This is a genomic window from Parabacteroides sp. Marseille-P3160, assembly GCF_900162725.1.
Taxonomy (GTDB): domain Bacteria; phylum Bacteroidota; class Bacteroidia; order Bacteroidales; family Tannerellaceae; genus Marseille-P3160.
On the sequence record NZ_LT799418.1, the window covers coordinates 1835060 to 1851771 of the forward strand.

At 42.6% G+C, this 16712-nt stretch carries 14 protein-coding genes and 1 pseudogene; 8 read left to right on the forward strand and 7 right to left on the reverse strand.

What is annotated here, in order from left to right; translation table 11 throughout:
• Positions 1-154: 154 nt before the first annotated feature.
• The 5 genes from BQ8014_RS07280 to BQ8014_RS07300 all read left to right on the forward strand — a co-directional run bounded on the left by BQ8014_RS07280 (position 155) and on the right by BQ8014_RS07300 (position 7747).
• The gene (locus BQ8014_RS07280; protein ID WP_080903797.1) at positions 155-1339 is read left to right on the forward strand and encodes a C1 family peptidase; all 1185 of its coding nucleotides are present in this window, start codon (positions 155-157) and stop codon (positions 1337-1339) included.
• 202 nt (positions 1340-1541) lie between these two features.
• A complete protein-coding gene (locus BQ8014_RS07285; RefSeq protein ID WP_087880495.1) occupies positions 1542-2006 on the forward strand; it encodes a MarR family winged helix-turn-helix transcriptional regulator in 465 nt (154 codons plus the stop codon).
• Between the two features lie 15 nt (positions 2007-2021).
• Entirely contained in the window at positions 2022-3131 is a 1110-nt protein-coding gene (locus tag BQ8014_RS07290; RefSeq protein ID WP_080903799.1) for an efflux RND transporter periplasmic adaptor subunit, read from the forward strand.
• 30 nt (positions 3132-3161) lie between these two features.
• Positions 3162-6350 carry an efflux RND transporter permease subunit gene (locus BQ8014_RS07295; protein ID WP_080903800.1) on the forward strand — a complete coding sequence of 1063 codons (3189 nt, stop codon included), beginning with the start codon at positions 3162-3164 and terminating at the stop codon, positions 6348-6350.
• Complete coding sequence (locus BQ8014_RS07300) at positions 6347-7747, forward strand: efflux transporter outer membrane subunit (RefSeq protein WP_080903801.1); 1401 nt, start codon at positions 6347-6349, stop codon at positions 7745-7747. Before BQ8014_RS07295 ends, BQ8014_RS07300 begins: the two co-directional genes overlap by 4 nt.
• A gap of 110 nt (positions 7748-7857) precedes the next feature.
• On the opposite strand, the gene BQ8014_RS07305 is transcribed toward BQ8014_RS07300, so the two are convergent.
• From BQ8014_RS07305 to BQ8014_RS07335, 7 genes and pseudogenes are all read right to left on the reverse strand, one after another.
• A complete protein-coding gene (locus BQ8014_RS07305) occupies positions 7858-8985 on the reverse strand; it encodes an aspartate aminotransferase family protein (protein WP_080903802.1) in 1128 nt (375 codons plus the stop codon).
• Positions 8986-8996: 11 nt separating this feature from the next.
• Complete coding sequence (argC, locus tag BQ8014_RS07310; protein ID WP_080903803.1) at positions 8997-9965, reverse strand: N-acetyl-gamma-glutamyl-phosphate reductase; 969 nt, start codon at positions 9963-9965, stop codon at positions 8997-8999.
• Positions 9962-11161 (reverse strand): argininosuccinate synthase, encoded by a 1200-nt coding sequence (locus BQ8014_RS07315; protein ID WP_080903804.1) that lies wholly within the window; start codon positions 11159-11161, stop codon positions 9962-9964. The genes argC and BQ8014_RS07315 overlap by 4 nt, the downstream gene beginning before the upstream one ends.
• 176 nt (positions 11162-11337) lie before the next feature.
• Positions 11338-11883, reverse strand: a pseudogene (locus tag BQ8014_RS07320) (GNAT family N-acetyltransferase); the annotation flags it as partial.
• Positions 11884-11921: 38 nt separating this feature from the next.
• Complete coding sequence (argR, locus tag BQ8014_RS07325; RefSeq protein ID WP_080903805.1) at positions 11922-12368, reverse strand: arginine repressor; 447 nt, start codon at positions 12366-12368, stop codon at positions 11922-11924.
• A 70-nt stretch (positions 12369-12438) separates the two neighbouring features.
• Positions 12439-12663, reverse strand: a complete 225-nt coding sequence (locus BQ8014_RS07330) for a hypothetical protein (protein ID WP_080903806.1) — start codon at positions 12661-12663, stop codon at positions 12439-12441.
• Between the two features lie 8 nt (positions 12664-12671).
• Positions 12672-13634, reverse strand: a complete 963-nt coding sequence (locus tag BQ8014_RS07335) for a PstS family phosphate ABC transporter substrate-binding protein (protein ID WP_080903807.1) — start codon at positions 13632-13634, stop codon at positions 12672-12674.
• Between the two features lie 239 nt (positions 13635-13873).
• Between BQ8014_RS07335 and BQ8014_RS07340 the strand changes: the two genes are divergently transcribed.
• The 3 genes from BQ8014_RS07340 to BQ8014_RS07350 all read left to right on the forward strand — a co-directional run.
• Positions 13874-14440 carry an RNA polymerase sigma factor gene (locus BQ8014_RS07340; protein WP_080903808.1) on the forward strand — a complete coding sequence of 189 codons (567 nt, stop codon included), beginning with the start codon at positions 13874-13876 and terminating at the stop codon, positions 14438-14440.
• Positions 14441-14526: 86 nt separating this feature from the next.
• The gene (locus BQ8014_RS07345; protein ID WP_080903809.1) at positions 14527-15537 is read left to right on the forward strand and encodes a FecR family protein; all 1011 of its coding nucleotides are present in this window, start codon (positions 14527-14529) and stop codon (positions 15535-15537) included.
• Between the two features lie 162 nt (positions 15538-15699).
• Positions 15700-16712: carboxypeptidase-like regulatory domain-containing protein (locus BQ8014_RS07350; RefSeq protein ID WP_234998004.1), on the forward strand; the 1013-nt coding region annotated here is incomplete at its 3' end.

Below are 16712 nucleotides of genomic sequence, written 5' to 3' on the forward strand. Positions count from 1 at the left end.
TTCTTTTCTGTTATAGATGAATTGGATATTAGGGTAAGAAGACCATTATTTTAAGCATTCTTGTCCAATCGCTGGTGATAGATGACGGGAAAGGTTTTTTATTCGATGGGGAATTTCTATATTTGCGTATAAAATAACAAATAAAAGATACAATATGGTTAAAAAGGTTGTCATGGTAGGGCTGTTGTCGGTCTTTCTACTAACTACTGTTTTCGCCCAGGATAATGCGGAGTATGTTTTTACACCAGTGAAGGAGTTGAAAATTACACCGGTAAAGAATCAGAACAGGACAGGTACGTGCTGGTCGTTCTCCGGTGTGGGTTTTATTGAGGCCGAATTGCTGAGAACAGGCAAGGGGACGTATGATTTGTCGGAAATGTTTATTGTCAATCATTCTTATAAAGATAAGGCGGAAAAATACGTACGGCTACATGGATTCCTGAATTTTGCCCAAGGCGGCGCATTTTCCGATGTGATTTACGCCTTTAAGCATTATGGAGCTGTTCCGAGAGAAGCGTATACCGGTTTATTATATGATGACCAACATGTACATGGAGAATTGGAAAAGGTGGCAACCGGTTATGTGAAAGCTGTCGTTGAAAATAGTGAAGAAAAGCTGACTCCCGTTTGGAAAAAAGGTTTTGACGGAGTTATCGACAATTATCTGGGCGTCATCCCCGAAAAGTTTAGCTATAAAGGTAAGGAATATACGCCGAAGAGTTTTGGAGAGTCTCTTGGATTGAATTTTGATGATTATATATCGTTAACTTCCTATACGCACGAGCCTTTCTATTCTTCATTCAATTTGGAAATACCGGATAACTGGCGGTGGTCTTCCTCATATAATTTACCACTGGATGAACTGATTCAAGTCTTTGATAATGCGATCAATACCGGTTACACTATAGCCTGGGGAGCGGATGTGAGTGAAAAAGGATTTACGCGTAACGGTATTGCTGTGGCGGCCGACATCGAATCATTGGAAACTTCAGGTTCCGATCAGGCGCGATGGGTAGGCTTGAGCAAAGCGGAAAAAGAAGCTGAGATAAAGAAACTGGTAGGGAAACCGGGTGTGAAGGAAGTGGAGGTTACACAGGAACTACGTCAGAAGGGGTATGACAATTACCAAACGACGGACGATCATGGCATGTTGATATACGGCATCGCCAAAGACCAGAACGGACGTAAGTTCTATATGGTAAAGAATTCGTGGGGCACCGATAGCAAATACAAAGGCCTATGGTATGCATCCGAAGCGTTTGTCGCTTATAAGACCATGAATATTGTCGTGCACAAAGATGCCGTTCCTAAGGCAATAAGGGCTAAATTAGGATTGTAATAAATTAAATAAAAGAAAGATAGTGGAGAACGGGTAGATAAAATCTATCCGTTTTTTGTTATGGCCCTATGGAGAAAATATGTTATAGTTTGAATAATTGGGTTACGGAAAGGCAGTGTTTGTTAATTATAATAAAGTTTGGCGGGGATAACCCGTTTATTGTATGTATACTTATTATATTTGCAGCCATAATTGTGTTTATATGAATGAAGAGCAAATGAAGTTCGCTTGTAAAGATAATTTCAATTATCTTATTTGGGTTATATCTAAGTCTTGGGGACGAGTGAAACAGAAAATGCTGAATGAATTCGATTTAACCGGTCCGCAAGTTGAAATGTTGGGAGCTGTTCATACCTTATCGCTGGAGAAGAAAGAAATTAAGCAAATTGATATTTCCCAACTAATTCATATTGACCCGATGACGACCTCCACTATTTTGCGAAATCTGGAAAAGAAAAAATTAATCCTTAGGAAATATAGTGAAGTCGATACACGTGCCCGGATTATCGAACTGACGGCTAGCGGTGAAGAGATCTTGAAAAAGGCATATCTGAAGGCGGAAAGCATACAAGATTTTATTTATAAAGAATTTGATAGGGATCAAATAATTTCGGATATGAAATTATTATTGGATATATTTGAACGATTGGAAAGAAATAACAATTAAACTTAGGTGTTAGTTATGAATGTAAAAGTGATTACGTTAGGTGTAACAGGTGCATTATCGCTTCTGTTGATGAATTCTTGTGGAAGAAAGCAAGAATCAGCGGAGACTCCGCCTCAGAAATATCCTACAGAGGTGTTATCTGCCCAAAGTGCTGAGTTGCAGCAAATTTTCCCTGTGACAATCAGAGGTAGAGAGGATGTTGAGATAAGCCCCCGCGTAGATGGGTTTATCGATGCTATTTATGTGGATGAGGGATCTGTTGTCAGGAAAGGACAAGCCCTATTCAAAATCAATTCACCGAAGTCGGAACAAGACTATAATACGGCCAAGGCTGCTGTGGAAAGCGCCCAGGCTTCCGTCAATACTGCTAAACTGAACGTAGACCGGATCAGACCGTTAGCAGAAGAAGGTATTGTTAGCCAGGTACAGTTACAGACTTATGAGAATGCTTATAAATCGGCATTGGCCGCCAAGGCACAGACCGATGCTGCATTGGCAAATGCCAGGGCAACCTTGTCTTGGGCAACTGTGACGAGTCCGGTCGACGGAGTTGTCGGTACCATTACCTACCGTTTGGGAAGTCTGGTCAACTCGGCAAATATCTTGACTACCGTGGCTAATATCGGGGATGTTTATGCCTATTTCTCCATGAATGAGAAAACCCTGATGAATTGGTTGAAGGGATTGCCGGGAACGACACAGGCGGAGAAAATCAAGCAACTACCTCCTGTCAGCCTTATTCTTGCCGACGGAAGCGAATATGAAGCAAAAGGAAAGATCGAAACAATTTCCGGAGTTGTAAACGTAACGACCGGTTCAGCTAATTTCAGGGCCCAATTTCCTAATGAACACGGCCTTCTTCGCAGTGGAACGAGTGGAAGAATCGTGATTCCGCAGCATATGGACAGCGTTTTGGTTATTCCTCAGAAAAGTACGACTCAACTTCAGAACAAATATCTGGTGTTTAAAGTACAGGGGGATTCCGTAGTGCAGAAAACAATCGAGGTGCTTCCTATGCCGGACGGAAAACGCTATGTCATTACGGAAGGACTTTCTGCAGGTGACCGGATCGTTACAGACGGTGCCATTACCTTAAAGAATGGGCAGAAAATTGCAGTAGAATAATATTTTTCGTAAAACTTAAAAGAGAAATCAATGTTAAAAACATTTATAGAAAGGCCTGTATTATCTACCGTAATATCCATTTTAATTGTGGTATTGGGGATTATAGGTTTAGCTACTTTGCCGGTAGAACAATATCCGGATATTGCTCCTCCGACAGTGTCGATCTCCGCCTCATATAGCGGTGCAAATGCGGATGTAGTCATGAACAGTGTGGTTATTCCGATAGAAGAACAGGTTAATGGGGTTGAAGGAATGACATATATGACCTCCAGCGCTTCAAACAACGGAATGGCGAATATCACGGTCTATTTCCAAAAAGGTACGGATCCGGATATTGCAGCGGTGAAGGTCCAGAATCTGGTGGCCACGGCAAATCCTTTGCTCCCTACCGAAGTGACACGAAGCGGAGTTACTGTACGTAAGCGACAAGCGAGTACGATTATGATGGTAAGTCTCACATCGGATAATCCGGAATATGATGCCAATTTTATTCAAAACTATGCAAATATTAATATTCTTCCCCAGATTAAACGTGTGTATGGCGTAGGAGACGCGAATGTATTTGGGGCCAAAGACTATTCTATGCGCGTATGGTTTAGGCCGGATGTGATGGCGAGCTATAAAATTTCTCCGACTGAAGTAGTGAACGCCCTCAACGATCAAAATATAGAGGCGGCTCCTGGTGAAATAGGACAGAATTCGGATCAGACGTTCCAGTATACAATGAAGTATACCGGTCGGTTAAAAACGGCCGAGGAATTCGGTAATATTATTATTCGTTCCCAGAATGGGCAAATTCTACGTGTAAGAGATATTGCGGACGTCAAGCTTGGAGCGTTAAACTACTCCGTCATTTCGAATATGGATGGAAAAGAATCTATCGCTGTCGGAATTAATCAAACAGCCGGATCCAATGCCCAGCAAGTTATCAATAATGTAAAGGCCGTTGTAGAAGAAGCCTCGAAAAGTTTTCCTCCGGGAATGAAAGCTACATTCATGATGGATGCAAACGAATTCTTGGATGCTTCCATTAATAAGGTTGTACATACTTTGATAGAGGCTTTATTGCTGGTTTTTTTGGTAGTCTTCATTTTCTTACAGGATTTTCGTTCTACCTTGATTCCGGCTATTGCAGTTCCGGTTGCTATCATCGGAACCTTCTTTTTCCTCCAGCTATTTGGATTCTCGGTTAACTTGCTTACTCTTTTTGCGTTAGTGCTTGCAATCGGTATTGTTGTGGATGATGCGATCGTGGTTGTGGAAGCAGCTCATGCCCAGTTAGATGCCGGAGAAAAAGATCCGAAAGAAGCGGCTTTGAAGGCAATGAAGGAAATTGCTCCCGCTATTGTGGCAATCACATTGGTTATGTCTGCCGTATTCATTCCTGTCAGTTTTATCGGCGGAACCAGTGGCGTTTTCTATAAACAATTCGGTTTGACGCTGGCAATTTCCATCATTATTTCGGCGGTCAATGCTTTAACGTTAAGTCCGGCCCTTTGTGCATTATTCCTCAAACCCAAGGAAGAGGAAGAAAAAGGGAAAAAGAAGAATTATCTGAAACGATTTTATTATAGTTTTAACATCACATTCAGCGCTGCCACCCAACAATATAAGAAGTCTCTTCATTTTCTGGGGAAAAAAGGACATCGTTGGATTACGGTCGCCATTATTTTAGTTTCTTCTCTTATTTTATTCGGATTGATGAAATTGATTCCTACCGGCTTTGTTCCTCAGGAAGATAGTGGCGGTGTGATGGCATTCGTTACAATGCCTCCCGGAACATCATTGGAACGGACAGACTCAATGGTACAGGCCCTGAATAAGATTATAGACGAGAATGTACCTGAATTGGCTCATCGGATGAATATTACCGGAGTTAACTTCATGGGAGGGGGAGTCTTGAGTAGTTCGTATGCCACTTATATTTTGAAGTTGGAACCTTGGGAGCAAAGGAAAAAAACGGCAGCCGAGGTTGCTGCAATTTTGACTGCGAAGACTAAAACGATTCAAAATGCAACTTTTATGTTTTTCGGAACACCTACTTTACAAGGCTTCGGTCTTAGTAGTGGTGTGGAAATGCAGATGCAGGATAAAACCGGTGGAGATATCAATAAATTTTATAATATAACGACAGACTTCCTGAATAAAATCAAAGCCAGAGATGAAGTAATGATGGCGATGACGACTTTTAATCCTAACTTTCCTCAGAAGCTGTTGGAGGCTAATGTTCCGAAGATTAAAGAGGCGGGAATGACGCTATCTTCCGTTATGTCGACATTGCAGGCCTATGTGGGAAGTATGTATATTTCTAACTTTAATCTCTATGGGAAGCAATTTCGGGTAATGGTACAAGCGGCTCCCGAGTATCGTGAAAAAATAGAAGACTTGGATGGTATTTATGTGCAGACAGGAAGCGGGGAAATGGCTCCTATTACTGAATTTATCACTATTACAGACGTGTCGGGCCCTCAGATGTTAAACCGGTTTAATATGTATTCGTCAATGGATATAACTATTATACCCAATTTTTATAAAGGATACAGTACGGGAGATGCGATTAAAGTTATTGAAGAAATTGCATCGGAATCGCTTCCTGCTGGATACGGGTATGAATATTCCGGTATGACCCGCGAAGAAGTAACGAGTGGCAGCCAAACCCTCCTGATCTTTGCTCTTTGTTTAATTTTCATCTATCTTCTGCTTGCCGCTTTATATGAAAGCTATATAATACCGCTTGCTGTAATATTCTCTTTGCCGGTGGGCTTAGCTGGTGTTTTTATCTTTATAGGTCTCTTCGGACTGTCGCGTGGTATTGTAAACAATATTTATGTGCAGATCTCAATGATCATGTTGATCGGATTGCTTGCTAAAAATGCGATTTTGATAGTAGAGTATGCAATACAAAGGCGACAACAGGGGATGAGTATTGTTGAAGCTGCAGTAAATGGAGCTGTTGCCCGTTTACGTCCTATATTGATGACCTCTTTTGCTTTTATCTTCGGATTGTTGCCATTGGCCTTAGCCTCTGGTGCCGGTGCAATTGGTAATAAGTCTATTGGTATCAGTGCTATCGGAGGTATGCTAGTCGGTACGATGATTGGAATTCTGGTCGTTCCGTCTCTCTATATCATCTTCCAAATGCTTCAGGATAAGTTTAGCAGTTCCGGATTGATCAATACGAATGATGAAGTGATTACACGTAAAACTAAAAAGGAATGATACAGATAAAAAAACATTATAAGGGAATCCTTCTATTGGGGCTGGTTGCTTTAGTAGGATTGAGTTCCTGTCAGATAGTGAACAAATATAAATCGCCGGAGGTAGACATGACGGGCTTGTACAGAGAGGAAGAGCCGACGGATACGACTACCATTGCCTCGATCCCCTGGCGCGAATATTTTAGAGATCCTCAACTGCAGCTATTGATTGAAGAAGGGCTGCAATCCAATTTTGACCTTCGTATTGCCTATACGCGTATTCAACAGGCGGAAGCCAACTTAAGTATGGCGCGTGCTTCTTATTTTCCCAACATCGCTTTATCCGGACAAACCCAGCAGGGATGGTTAAGTAGCGGCAGTAGAGGAAAGGATGTACTCGGCTATCATACAACGGATATTTATGGATTAGGCGTAGTTGTAACCTGGGAAGCGGACCTTTGGGGAAAACTCAATCGCCAGCACCGGGCACAATATGCACAATTTTTAGCTTCTCATACCTATCGTAATTTGATACAGACTTCATTGATTGCCAACATTGCTACATCTTATTATTCCTTGTTGGCATTGGATGAACAGTTGAGAGTGGTGAAAGAGACTGTCGGTTTGCTGGAAGAATCGGCCCGTACGATGCAAGCTTTGAAAGAGGCCGGATTTCAAAATGCAGCGGCCGTAGAACAAAGTTACGCTTTACTTTACGATACGCAGATTACTATCCCTGATTTGGAAGATCAAATCCGTCAGTTGGAAAATACTTTGTCCGTTATGTTGGGACGTAAACCCGGGCCAATTGCCCGTCAATCGATCGAAGCACAACATGTGCCGGATGAATTGGCGCATGGAGTCCCGGTACAGATGTTGGCAAAACGTCCGGATGTACTGCAAGCGGAACTTGCTTTCCGCTCGGCTTTCGAATTAACGAATGCGGCCCGGGCCAGTTTTTATCCGCAGGTCACTCTGAATACGGGGACGAACTTCGGGTTTGTGGGTGGATTTAATCCGGAAAATCTTATTCTGAATATTCTCGGGAGCATTACGCAACCTCTTTTTGCCCAGAATAAACTTACGGCTAACCTTAAGATCGCGAAAGCGCAACAACAGGAAGCTTTATACAATTTCCAAAGTACGATTCTGACTGCGGGAAAAGAAGTTTCGGATATCATGTTCGGCTTTAAAGCATCTGTAAGCAAGAATGAAATCCGTACCAAGCAAGTAACTTCCTTGTCTAAATCGGTTGATTATACAAAGAAACTTTTAATTGCCAATGAAGCCAATTATCTGGAAGTGATTCAGGCGGAGCAGAGTTATTTGCAAGCTCGCTTGGGCCAGGTCAATGATAAACTGGAGCAATTGCAATACGGAGTGAATCTGTATCGCGCTTTAGGCGGTGGAATAGAATAATCTACCTATTACATAAATGAAAAAAGGGAATCATCCGTAAAGGACTGATTCCCTTTTTATTGATATTCCGGATTTTGCCGGCTTACTTCGACTTTTGGCCCAGGAATTGATTATGTTCCCAAAATCTTCTTGAAGCGGGTGATGAAGTCTTTCGCTTCTTCCAAAGTCAGGCAGAGCGGAGGCAGAAGACGGAGCGTATATGCGCCGGCTACTCCTGTAAAAACTTTTTCCTCTAAAAGAAGTTTGGAGCGAATCTCCTGGATCGGCTCTTCAAATTCAATGCCAATCATTAGCCCTCGTCCGCGGATTTCCTTGATACCCGGCAGTTGATGAAGGGCGTCCCATAAGTAGGAGCCTACCTTGTTCACATTTTCGAGCAACTTTTCTTTTTCCATGATCTCCAATACGGAAATGGCAGCGGCACAAGCCAGATGATTTCCTCCAAAAGTGGTGCCCAGCATCCCATAGACCGGCTTGAATTTCGGATGAATCAGCAGCCCGCTCATAGGGAAGCCATTGGCTATTCCCTTGGCGACAGTAATCAGATCCGGACGGATACCGGCGTATTGGTGGGCGAAGAACTTTCCGCTCCGCCCGTAACCAGACTGGATCTCATCCAGGATCAGGCAGGCTTCGTATCGTTCGCATAATGCGCTTAACTCTTGCAGGAAACAGTCATCGGGGACATGAATGCCGGAAACGCCCTGGATCCCTTCGATAATGACCGAAGAGACATCCCCTTTCTTCAGTTCTGCTTCCGCTGCAGCGGTGTCATTCAGCGGAAGATAAGTGACCGCCATGCTTTCATTTACCGGAGCGATAATTTTCGGATTATCGGTTACCCGTACGGCTGCCGAGGTACGGCCGTGAAAAGCGTGCTGAAAGCTTAACACCCGTTTTTTCCCGTTATGGAAAGACGCAAGCTTCAGCGCATTTTCATTCGCTTCAGCACCGGAATTGATAAGGAAAAGCGAATAATCTTCATATCCGCTGGCTTCTCCCAGTTTCTTCGCCAGTTTCTTTTGCAGGCTATTGACTACGGAGTTGGAATAGAACCCCAATTGATTTACCTGGGAGGTGATGGCGGCCACATAGTCCGGATGGCTATGTCCCACCGAAATCACGGCATGACCTCCGTAGAGATCCAGGTATTTGTTTCCTTCGGTATCCCAGACATGGGCTCCGAGGCCTTTGACTATTTCGATATTGAAAAGTGGATAGACGTCAAATAAATTCATGTGTTTATTTTTTAAAAAGCCGATGGCTTGAGGCGGAGTCCGACCGTTTCTTCCAATCCGAAAAGCAGATTCATATTATGGACTGCCTGTCCGCTGGCTCCTTTCAGCAAATTGTCGATTACCGAAACAATTAAAAGCTTATCGTCATGCTTCTCCAGATAGAGCAAACACTTGTTTGTATTGACAACCTGCTTTAAATCGGGGTTGCGATCCGTCAGGAAGGTGAAGGAATGATCCGAATAATATTCTTCGTAGATCTTTTTGATTTCGTCGAGTTCCACCTTACAATGGATATACGTTGTCGCAAAAATCCCACGGGAGAAATTACCTCTTACCGGAATAAAATTAATCTCACTCTGAAAGCTGTTCTGCAACTGCCTGAGGCTTTGTTTGATTTCCCCCAAATGTTGATGCGTGAACGGCTTGTAAATGGAAATATTGTCATTACGCCAGCTAAAATGTGACGTCGCCGACGGCTTTACGCCTGCTCCGGTCGAACCGGTGATTGCATTGACATGCAGTTCATCATTCAGCAACAGATGTTTTGCCAACGGCAGAACCGCCAACTGGATACAAGTTGCAAAGCATCCCGGGTTAGCCACCTTTTTAGCGGCGCAAATTCGTCGCCGATTCAATTCCGGCAAGCCGTAAACAAAGTCATTTTCGGGACTTTCAATACGGTAGTCCATACTGAGATCGATGATTTTCAATGAATCAGGGATAGTGTGCGTATCGAGGAACTGGCGTGTGTCGCCGTGAGCGGTACAGAAAAAGAGAAGATCGATCTTTTCCAAGGGCAATTCGTCTGTGAATGTAAGGTCCGTTTCTCCATAAAGTCCTTCATGGACATCCGTGATCTTGTTTCCCGCATTGCTTGAACTGTTCACGAAGATAATCTTCACATCCGGATGGTTGATCAGCAGGCGAATTAGTTCGCCTGCCGTATATCCCGCACCTCCTATGATTCCTACTTTAATCATATTGTATCTTCCTTGTTGACGTTATAATAGATCTTCATTTGATTGCCCAGTATCTTGGTGAAACCTTTCACGTCGTCTGCCGTCCAGGCCTTCTGTTCTTCTCCGTATACGCCGAAGTCGCTCTTCATCAGGTCGTGCTTGCTTTCGATGCCGACCAACGTATAGCCGTAGGGGCGGAGGGTGAGGAATACCTTTCCGCTTACCTGCTTCTGCGTGCTCTGCAGGAAAACTTCCATATCGCGCATTACCGGTTCCAGATATTCGGCTTCATGCAGGAACATGCCGTACCAGTTGCCTATTTGGTCTTTCCAGTACTGCTGCCATTTGGTCAGGGTATGTTTCTCCAACATTTTATGGGCGTTGATGATCAAGAGGGGGCCGGCTGCTTCGAAGCCTACACGCCCTTTAATTCCAATAATCGTATCACCGATATGCATGTCCCGCCCGATGGCCCAACGGCTCCCGATTTCTTCTACTTTACGGATGGCGTCTACCTTATTATCATATGCAATACCGTTTACTCCGCTGATTTCTCCTTTATCAAATTCAATGGTAAGTTTCTCTTCACCGGTGGCTTGCAACTGGGAAGGATATGCCTCATCCGGCAAGGTCTGGTCGGAGTGAAGCGTCTCTTTACCGCCGACGCTCGTTCCCCAAAGCCCTTTATTGATGGAATACTCCATCTTTACAAAATCGGCCTCATAACCGTGTTGTTTCAGGTAGTTGATTTCGTATTCGCGACTTAGGTTCATATCCCGGGTAGGAGTAATGATCTCTATCTCAGGAGCCAGTACGTTGAATGTCAAATCGAAGCGTACCTGGTCGTTCCCCGCGCCCGTACTTCCGTGCGCTACGGCATCGGCCTTGATTTCCTTTGCGTATTGAATGATGGCCAACGCTTGGAAAATCCGTTCGGAGCTGACCGAAATAGGATAGGTCCCGTTGCGCAATACGTTGCCGAAGACCATGTATTTGATACTTTTTTCGTAGTATTCTTTTTCCACATTTAAAGTAATGTGTTGGGCCACTCCCAGTTTGTATGCTCTTTCTTCGATAGCTTTGCATTCCGCCTCGCTAAATCCTCCGGTATTGGCCAAGGCTGTGTATACTTCGTAATCTTTCTCCTTTGTCAGATACATGGCGCAAAAAGAGGTATCCAATCCTCCGCTGAACGCCAATACTACTTTCTTTTTCATTCTTGTGATATTAATTGATTATTTTCTTTCTTCTGTTCTTGTTTCTCCGGTTCCGGTTCTTTTTTTACGGAGGCCGGTTCCGGTTCTACCGGTTCCTGTACCGAGGCGTTCTGTTCCTTTTCCTTCTCCTTGATGCGTTGGCGGAGCGACTCGTAGGTCTCTTCGAGAATCTGGCAACGCGGATCGGATGGATCGAAAAGCATGGCTGTACATATACAATAACGGCGATTTGTCCGCGTTAGTACATCGTGATTGACGCATCCTTCGCATCCCCGCCAAAAAGCGTCGTCGTCGGTCAGGTCGGCAAAGGTAACCGGTACATAACCCAACTCCGTATTCATCTTCATCACGGCGCTACCGGAAGTCAGGCTGAACAGTTTCGCTTTTGGCCAACGGATTCGTGCAAGGCTGAAAGTCGCGTGTTTGATCCTTTTTGCCAGCCCCTGGTTCCTGAATTTATCTGCAACGATCAAACCGGACGTAGCTACATATTGTTTGTTTCCCCACGATTCAATATAACTGAAGCCGGCGAATTCCTCCCCGGCGAGGGCGATCACAACTTTTCCTTCTCTCATTTTCTGCGCCACATATTCGTGCGTACGTTTGGCTATGCCGGTACCGCGCACTTTGGCTGCGGCCTCGATGGTGTCAAGGATGGTGTCCACATATTTCTCGTGGCTTTCGTCTGCCACCATCACATCAATATCTACTTTTTCTTTCATCTTGCCTTAAAATCTAAAAAAAAACAATCTTATGTAAGTCAATCAATAAACCGTTCCAGGGCGGCTGCAATGCTCTCCCGGCTATAGCCTTCCCTTGGGATGATCAGTATCGTATCGTCGCCGGCAATGGTGCCCAGTATTTCTGCCGGGGCATGTTGGTCAATGTCGGATGCGATGCCCATGGCATATCCCGGACGGGTTTTCAGTACCGCTAAATTTCCCGAGAATTCTATCTTCTGATGCTCTGCCGCTGTTAGTTCCTCGGGTAGGAGCGCCGGCTTCGTTTCCGGTAAAGTATAAATATATTGGTCGTCCGTATCATGGATCTTTACAATCTTCAATTGTTTGATATCCCTTGACAAAGTGGCCTGCGTTGCATTAAGGCCTCTCTCCTTCAGTTTTTGCTGTAAATCTTCTTGGCTTCGGATTGAATCGGAGCGTACAATTTCGCAGATTGCTGTCAGACGTTGTTCTTTTATGTTCATACTGTATAAATATTCATTTATGTTGCAAATATAGGGGTTTATTTTGAATAAATATACGTTTTGTGGCTTTTTATAAAATAATTAAGATGTTTTTCAATAATATTTCACCTCCGATATCCGTACCGCCGCGGATTACACGACTCCGGACATGCCTATCTACCGCTCCTCCCAGGAGCTGATTGACCAACTTTATCAATTTGAGAACGAGGCTTAAACGGAGCGATCCTCCCCATCTATGCTTTATTTGTTGATATAAGTTTGTCAAGGCGAGTTGATTTATTATTGCAATTGTCATGATTGATATTATTTTGGCAGAAAACCACATTCTATAATAGTTGATTTGGCATTTTCTGATTGCAACCATTCGTATAGTTTGTAAGCCATCGAATGATGGTCTAAATCGGAACGGATTGCAACATGTACCTTCGATATAAAAGGAAATGTTCCGTTTTTAACCGTTTTCTCATCAGGAAAAATACCGTTAATAGCAATTTTAGGTACTTCACTGTCGGGTACCCGGGCTTGTAAATTTTTGTAATTATTGAAAGTATAACAGATAGCATCCATGTTATACAGAATTTCACCAAAAACCTGTGACATTCCGCCTATTTCGCTTTCCGGAAAATCAGCCGGTTCCAAACCATCCATTACTAACTCTCTCAGCACTTCCTCGCTGCCCGAATTGCGGGGACGTGTAAATACTTTTATACTTGCGTTTTTACCGCCAACTTGCGACCAATTGATTATTTCTCCTGTATATATTTTCTGAACTTGATTGACCGTCAGCGATTTTACAGGATTATTCTTATTAACAACAAAAACAAAAGCGTCTAATGCAATGGGCGTTTCAATCAGCGTAACTCCGACAGCATCGGCATGGTTTTTTTCGTCTGGCGAAATAGTTCTGTGTGTGAGGATAACATCAGCGTCTCCGTCAATCAAATTCATAAATGCACCATGCGTTTGAGAACTCTTAACATGTTGCCAAAAAAAGTTTTTATACTGTTCGGGGAGTTCTTCATATTTAGGATGCAAAGTCCATTCAGTAACAATTCCTGGTTCAATCCATCTACAAGGGACACCCAGCAGTTTACAGGCAACCATCACATTAAGTACACTTGAAGAGGTCGAACCATCTACTTTCGGATAATTTTCAAACGAAATATTTTCTATTCCCACAAAAGTTTCTTCTTCCTGCTCATCTTTAGCACAACCGGTACACACAACTATTACAACTAAAACTGTAATAAAAATAAATTTATTCATAATCGCCCTAATTTAAAGTATTCCGCATATTTTTTGCCGCTCATTTGTAAGGTCCCTTTTATTCATACAGCATTCCGTGCTTGATGCCAGATTCACATACAGGCCTAAAATTATTTATAATATTCAACTATACATCTTTTTATCTCACTTCTAAAGATAGCAAATATTTGGTAAACCGTATTCAACTATAATCATCCGAAATATATTATATTTGCATTTAACAACACTTGGATCAGCAAATGCCTAATGAGAAAGAATACATAGAGGGTTTAATAAAGGGATCATATCATGACTTTACCTGTTTATATGAACTCTATTCTTCCCGTTTGTATGCTTTCATATTCAGTCTTACGCATGCCGAACCGCTTGCGAAGGACATCGTCCAGGAAACATTTATCAAGGTCTGGGAACATCGTTCCTTCCTTGATCCCGAACAATCTTTCCAGTCTTATCTGTTTACCATTGCCAAAAATAAATTATTGAATGAATTTAGAAAAGAGGTAAATCGCACCCTGCCGCTGGATGAACATACCGATGCCCAAGAAAACCTTCAGGTAGAAAACAATGCGGAGCAGAAAATCTCCATTGATGAATTTAACCGCCAACTATCAGAAGCGAAAAAACAATTAACTCCCCGCCAACGCGAACTGTTTGAATTGAATAAGGAACGGGGATTATCCATCTCAGAAATAGTTGAGAAAACTTCCATTTCCGAACAATCCGTTCGAAACCAGATATCCATGGCTATGCAAATCCTACGAAAAGAAATGAGCCAATATCTATCTCTCTTCTTTATATTCTTCTGAGAAGTTTCTTCTATATGTTTTATAACACTCAAAAAGGAATGTTATATTCAGGCATGAATAGTGTATAACTTACAAACTCAGGATGCATGCTTGAAAAACAACCTCTATATAAGTTATTAGTACGTTATGTTTCAGAAACGATCACGAAGGAAGAATTACTTAAACTCAGGACCTTGGTAAATCTCTCGGATGATGAAGAACTATCAGTCCATGTGCACCGTTTATGGAACGAATATAAACCAGCCAAACTACCCGAAAATACCCTGATGGACGACATCTTCAGACAGATAAAATCCAGAACCAGGAAGCAGCGGATCCGCTTGGAGATTCGCAGAAAAGTTTCTTATGCGTTAGGTATTGCGGCAGCACTCCTTATTTCTTTTCTTTCGGTGACTTCTCTCTTTTTACTTAAAGAGAAAAAGCAGTATGAAAAAGCCGGGGAGCGCGAAATGACGGTACGATCCGAAAGAGGTCAAAAAGTGAGGGTAACCTTGCCGGACGGTTCACAAGTTCGTTTAAATGCGGCATCCATGTTACAATATAAGCTTAACTATGGAGACAGCGTTCGCAAAGTAGCGATGAAAGGAGAAGGGTTTTTCGAAGTTAAAAAGGATCCGCATATTCCTTTCATCGTACAAACCCAATACTTGGATATTGAAGTGCTCGGCACCTCTTTCAATATTTATGCCTATGAAGAAGAACAGATCGTAGAGACCACTTTAATTACCGGAAAAGTAAAAATAATGACCCATACGTTTCCCGTCCGTGTAGCCTATTTAAATCCGGATGAAAAAGCATTATATCATATAGCGTCAGGAGATCTGAGAGTGGAAAAAACGGACAAGCGCATAGAGACGGCTTGGTTAAGAGGAGCTTTGGTTTTTCGTTCCGTACCATTAAGGGATATACTCTATAAACTGGAGCGACAGTATGGCGTGACCATTCATCTGGATAATAAGAATATAGAAGATGATGTCTTTACAGGGACTTTTGACAGCGAATACATTTCAGATATAATGAAAATCCTGCGGGCCCATTATTCATTCCAATATAAAATCGTAGGAGATCATATCTATATTACTTCTCCCCGCCGATAGCGAAGGGTTGAAGCAGTAGTAATAATAACCTTAAATTAAAGACTATGCAACCAAACACATCCTGATTAAAATTGAAAGAACCGAAGAATCTGGCCATTCTTCGGTTCCAAAGGTCAACACTTCTTAATTTTTTGCGGTGAATTCCGTAAAACAAATAATCTTATGTATCAACCTAATATTCTAAAAAACATGTTTAACCATTATCAAAAGAAACAAAACCCTTTGGTAGGTAAAGATAAAGAGAAAAAAGCAAATCTCTTTATAATGATGTTACTTTTTGCGTTACTTATGCCATTTTCAATCTTCTCACAAACAAACCCAGTCACAGTTTCCGTCAAAGACGCGACATTAAAGCAATTTTTTGAAGCCATTGAAAAACAAACCCCTTATACTTTCTCGTACCGGGATATAGTTGTAGAAGGGAAAGCGGACATTTCAATCCATGCGATCCAACGTCCGGTTACTTCAATTTTAGAAGAGGTATTACCTCCCAGGGGGCTGCAGTATTCTACCTCCGGACGCTCCATTCTAATTACAAGACTAATCAAAAAGCCGAGAAGACAAATTACAGGCTCTGTAACAGATGAACGGGGTGAGCCCATTATCGGTGCAAATGTGGTAGAAAAGGGAACAGCAAACGGTACCATGACTGATATTGAAGGAAAGTTCTCGCTCCAGATCGATCCGGATGCTTTATTACAGATATCCTATATAGGCTATGATACACAGGACATGCCGATAGGTTCCAAGCAAGACATATCCATCAAAATGAGAGAAGATTCCAAAGCTTTGGATGAGGTGGTTGTTATCGGTTACGGTACTGTCAAACGTCAGGATTTTACCGGATCGGTTTCATCTATCCGTCTGGAAAATTCTCCTATAGCTTTAACATCTAATCTGAATGCACTCGAATCCATCAAAGGTAATGTCGCCGGTTTGGATATTGGAGCAACCAATTCAGCCGGAGGCCAACCTTCGATGCAGCTGAGAGGTCAGAAATCCATTTCCGGTTCCAATGATCCTTTAATCGTGGTAGATGGAGTCATATTCATGGGAAGCTTAAGTAATATAAATCCGAACGACATAGCATCCTATGATATTTTAAAAGATGCGACTTCTGCTGCGGCTTATGGTTCACGTTCAGCTAATGGTGTGATTATTATCACCACGAAAAA

Bases quoted from the DNA above. Each gene is read 5' to 3' on its own strand.
- BQ8014_RS07280 (WP_080903797.1), top strand. From the start codon at position 155: ATGGTTAAAAAGGTTGTCATGGTAGGGCTGTTGTCGGTCTTTCTACTA.
- BQ8014_RS07285 (WP_087880495.1), top strand. From the start codon at position 1,542: ATGAATGAAGAGCAAATGAAGTTCGCTTGTAAAGATAATTTCAATTAT.
- BQ8014_RS07290 (WP_080903799.1), top strand. From the start codon at position 2,022: ATGAATGTAAAAGTGATTACGTTAGGTGTAACAGGTGCATTATCGCTT.
- BQ8014_RS07295 (WP_080903800.1), top strand. From the start codon at position 3,162: ATGTTAAAAACATTTATAGAAAGGCCTGTATTATCTACCGTAATATCC.
- BQ8014_RS07300 (WP_080903801.1), top strand. From the start codon at position 6,347: ATGATACAGATAAAAAAACATTATAAGGGAATCCTTCTATTGGGGCTG.
- BQ8014_RS07305 (WP_080903802.1), bottom strand. From the start codon at position 8,985: ATGAATTTATTTGACGTCTATCCACTTTTCAATATCGAAATAGTCAAA.
- argC (WP_080903803.1), bottom strand. From the start codon at position 9,965: ATGATTAAAGTAGGAATCATAGGAGGTGCGGGATATACGGCAGGCGAA.
- BQ8014_RS07315 (WP_080903804.1), bottom strand. From the start codon at position 11,161: ATGAAAAAGAAAGTAGTATTGGCGTTCAGCGGAGGATTGGATACCTCT.
- argR (WP_080903805.1), bottom strand. From the start codon at position 12,368: ATGAACATAAAAGAACAACGTCTGACAGCAATCTGCGAAATTGTACGC.
- BQ8014_RS07330 (WP_080903806.1), bottom strand. From the start codon at position 12,663: ATGACAATTGCAATAATAAATCAACTCGCCTTGACAAACTTATATCAA.
- BQ8014_RS07335 (WP_080903807.1), bottom strand. From the start codon at position 13,634: ATGAATAAATTTATTTTTATTACAGTTTTAGTTGTAATAGTTGTGTGT.
- BQ8014_RS07340 (WP_080903808.1), top strand. From the start codon at position 13,874: ATGCCTAATGAGAAAGAATACATAGAGGGTTTAATAAAGGGATCATAT.
- BQ8014_RS07345 (WP_080903809.1), top strand. From the start codon at position 14,527: ATGCTTGAAAAACAACCTCTATATAAGTTATTAGTACGTTATGTTTCA.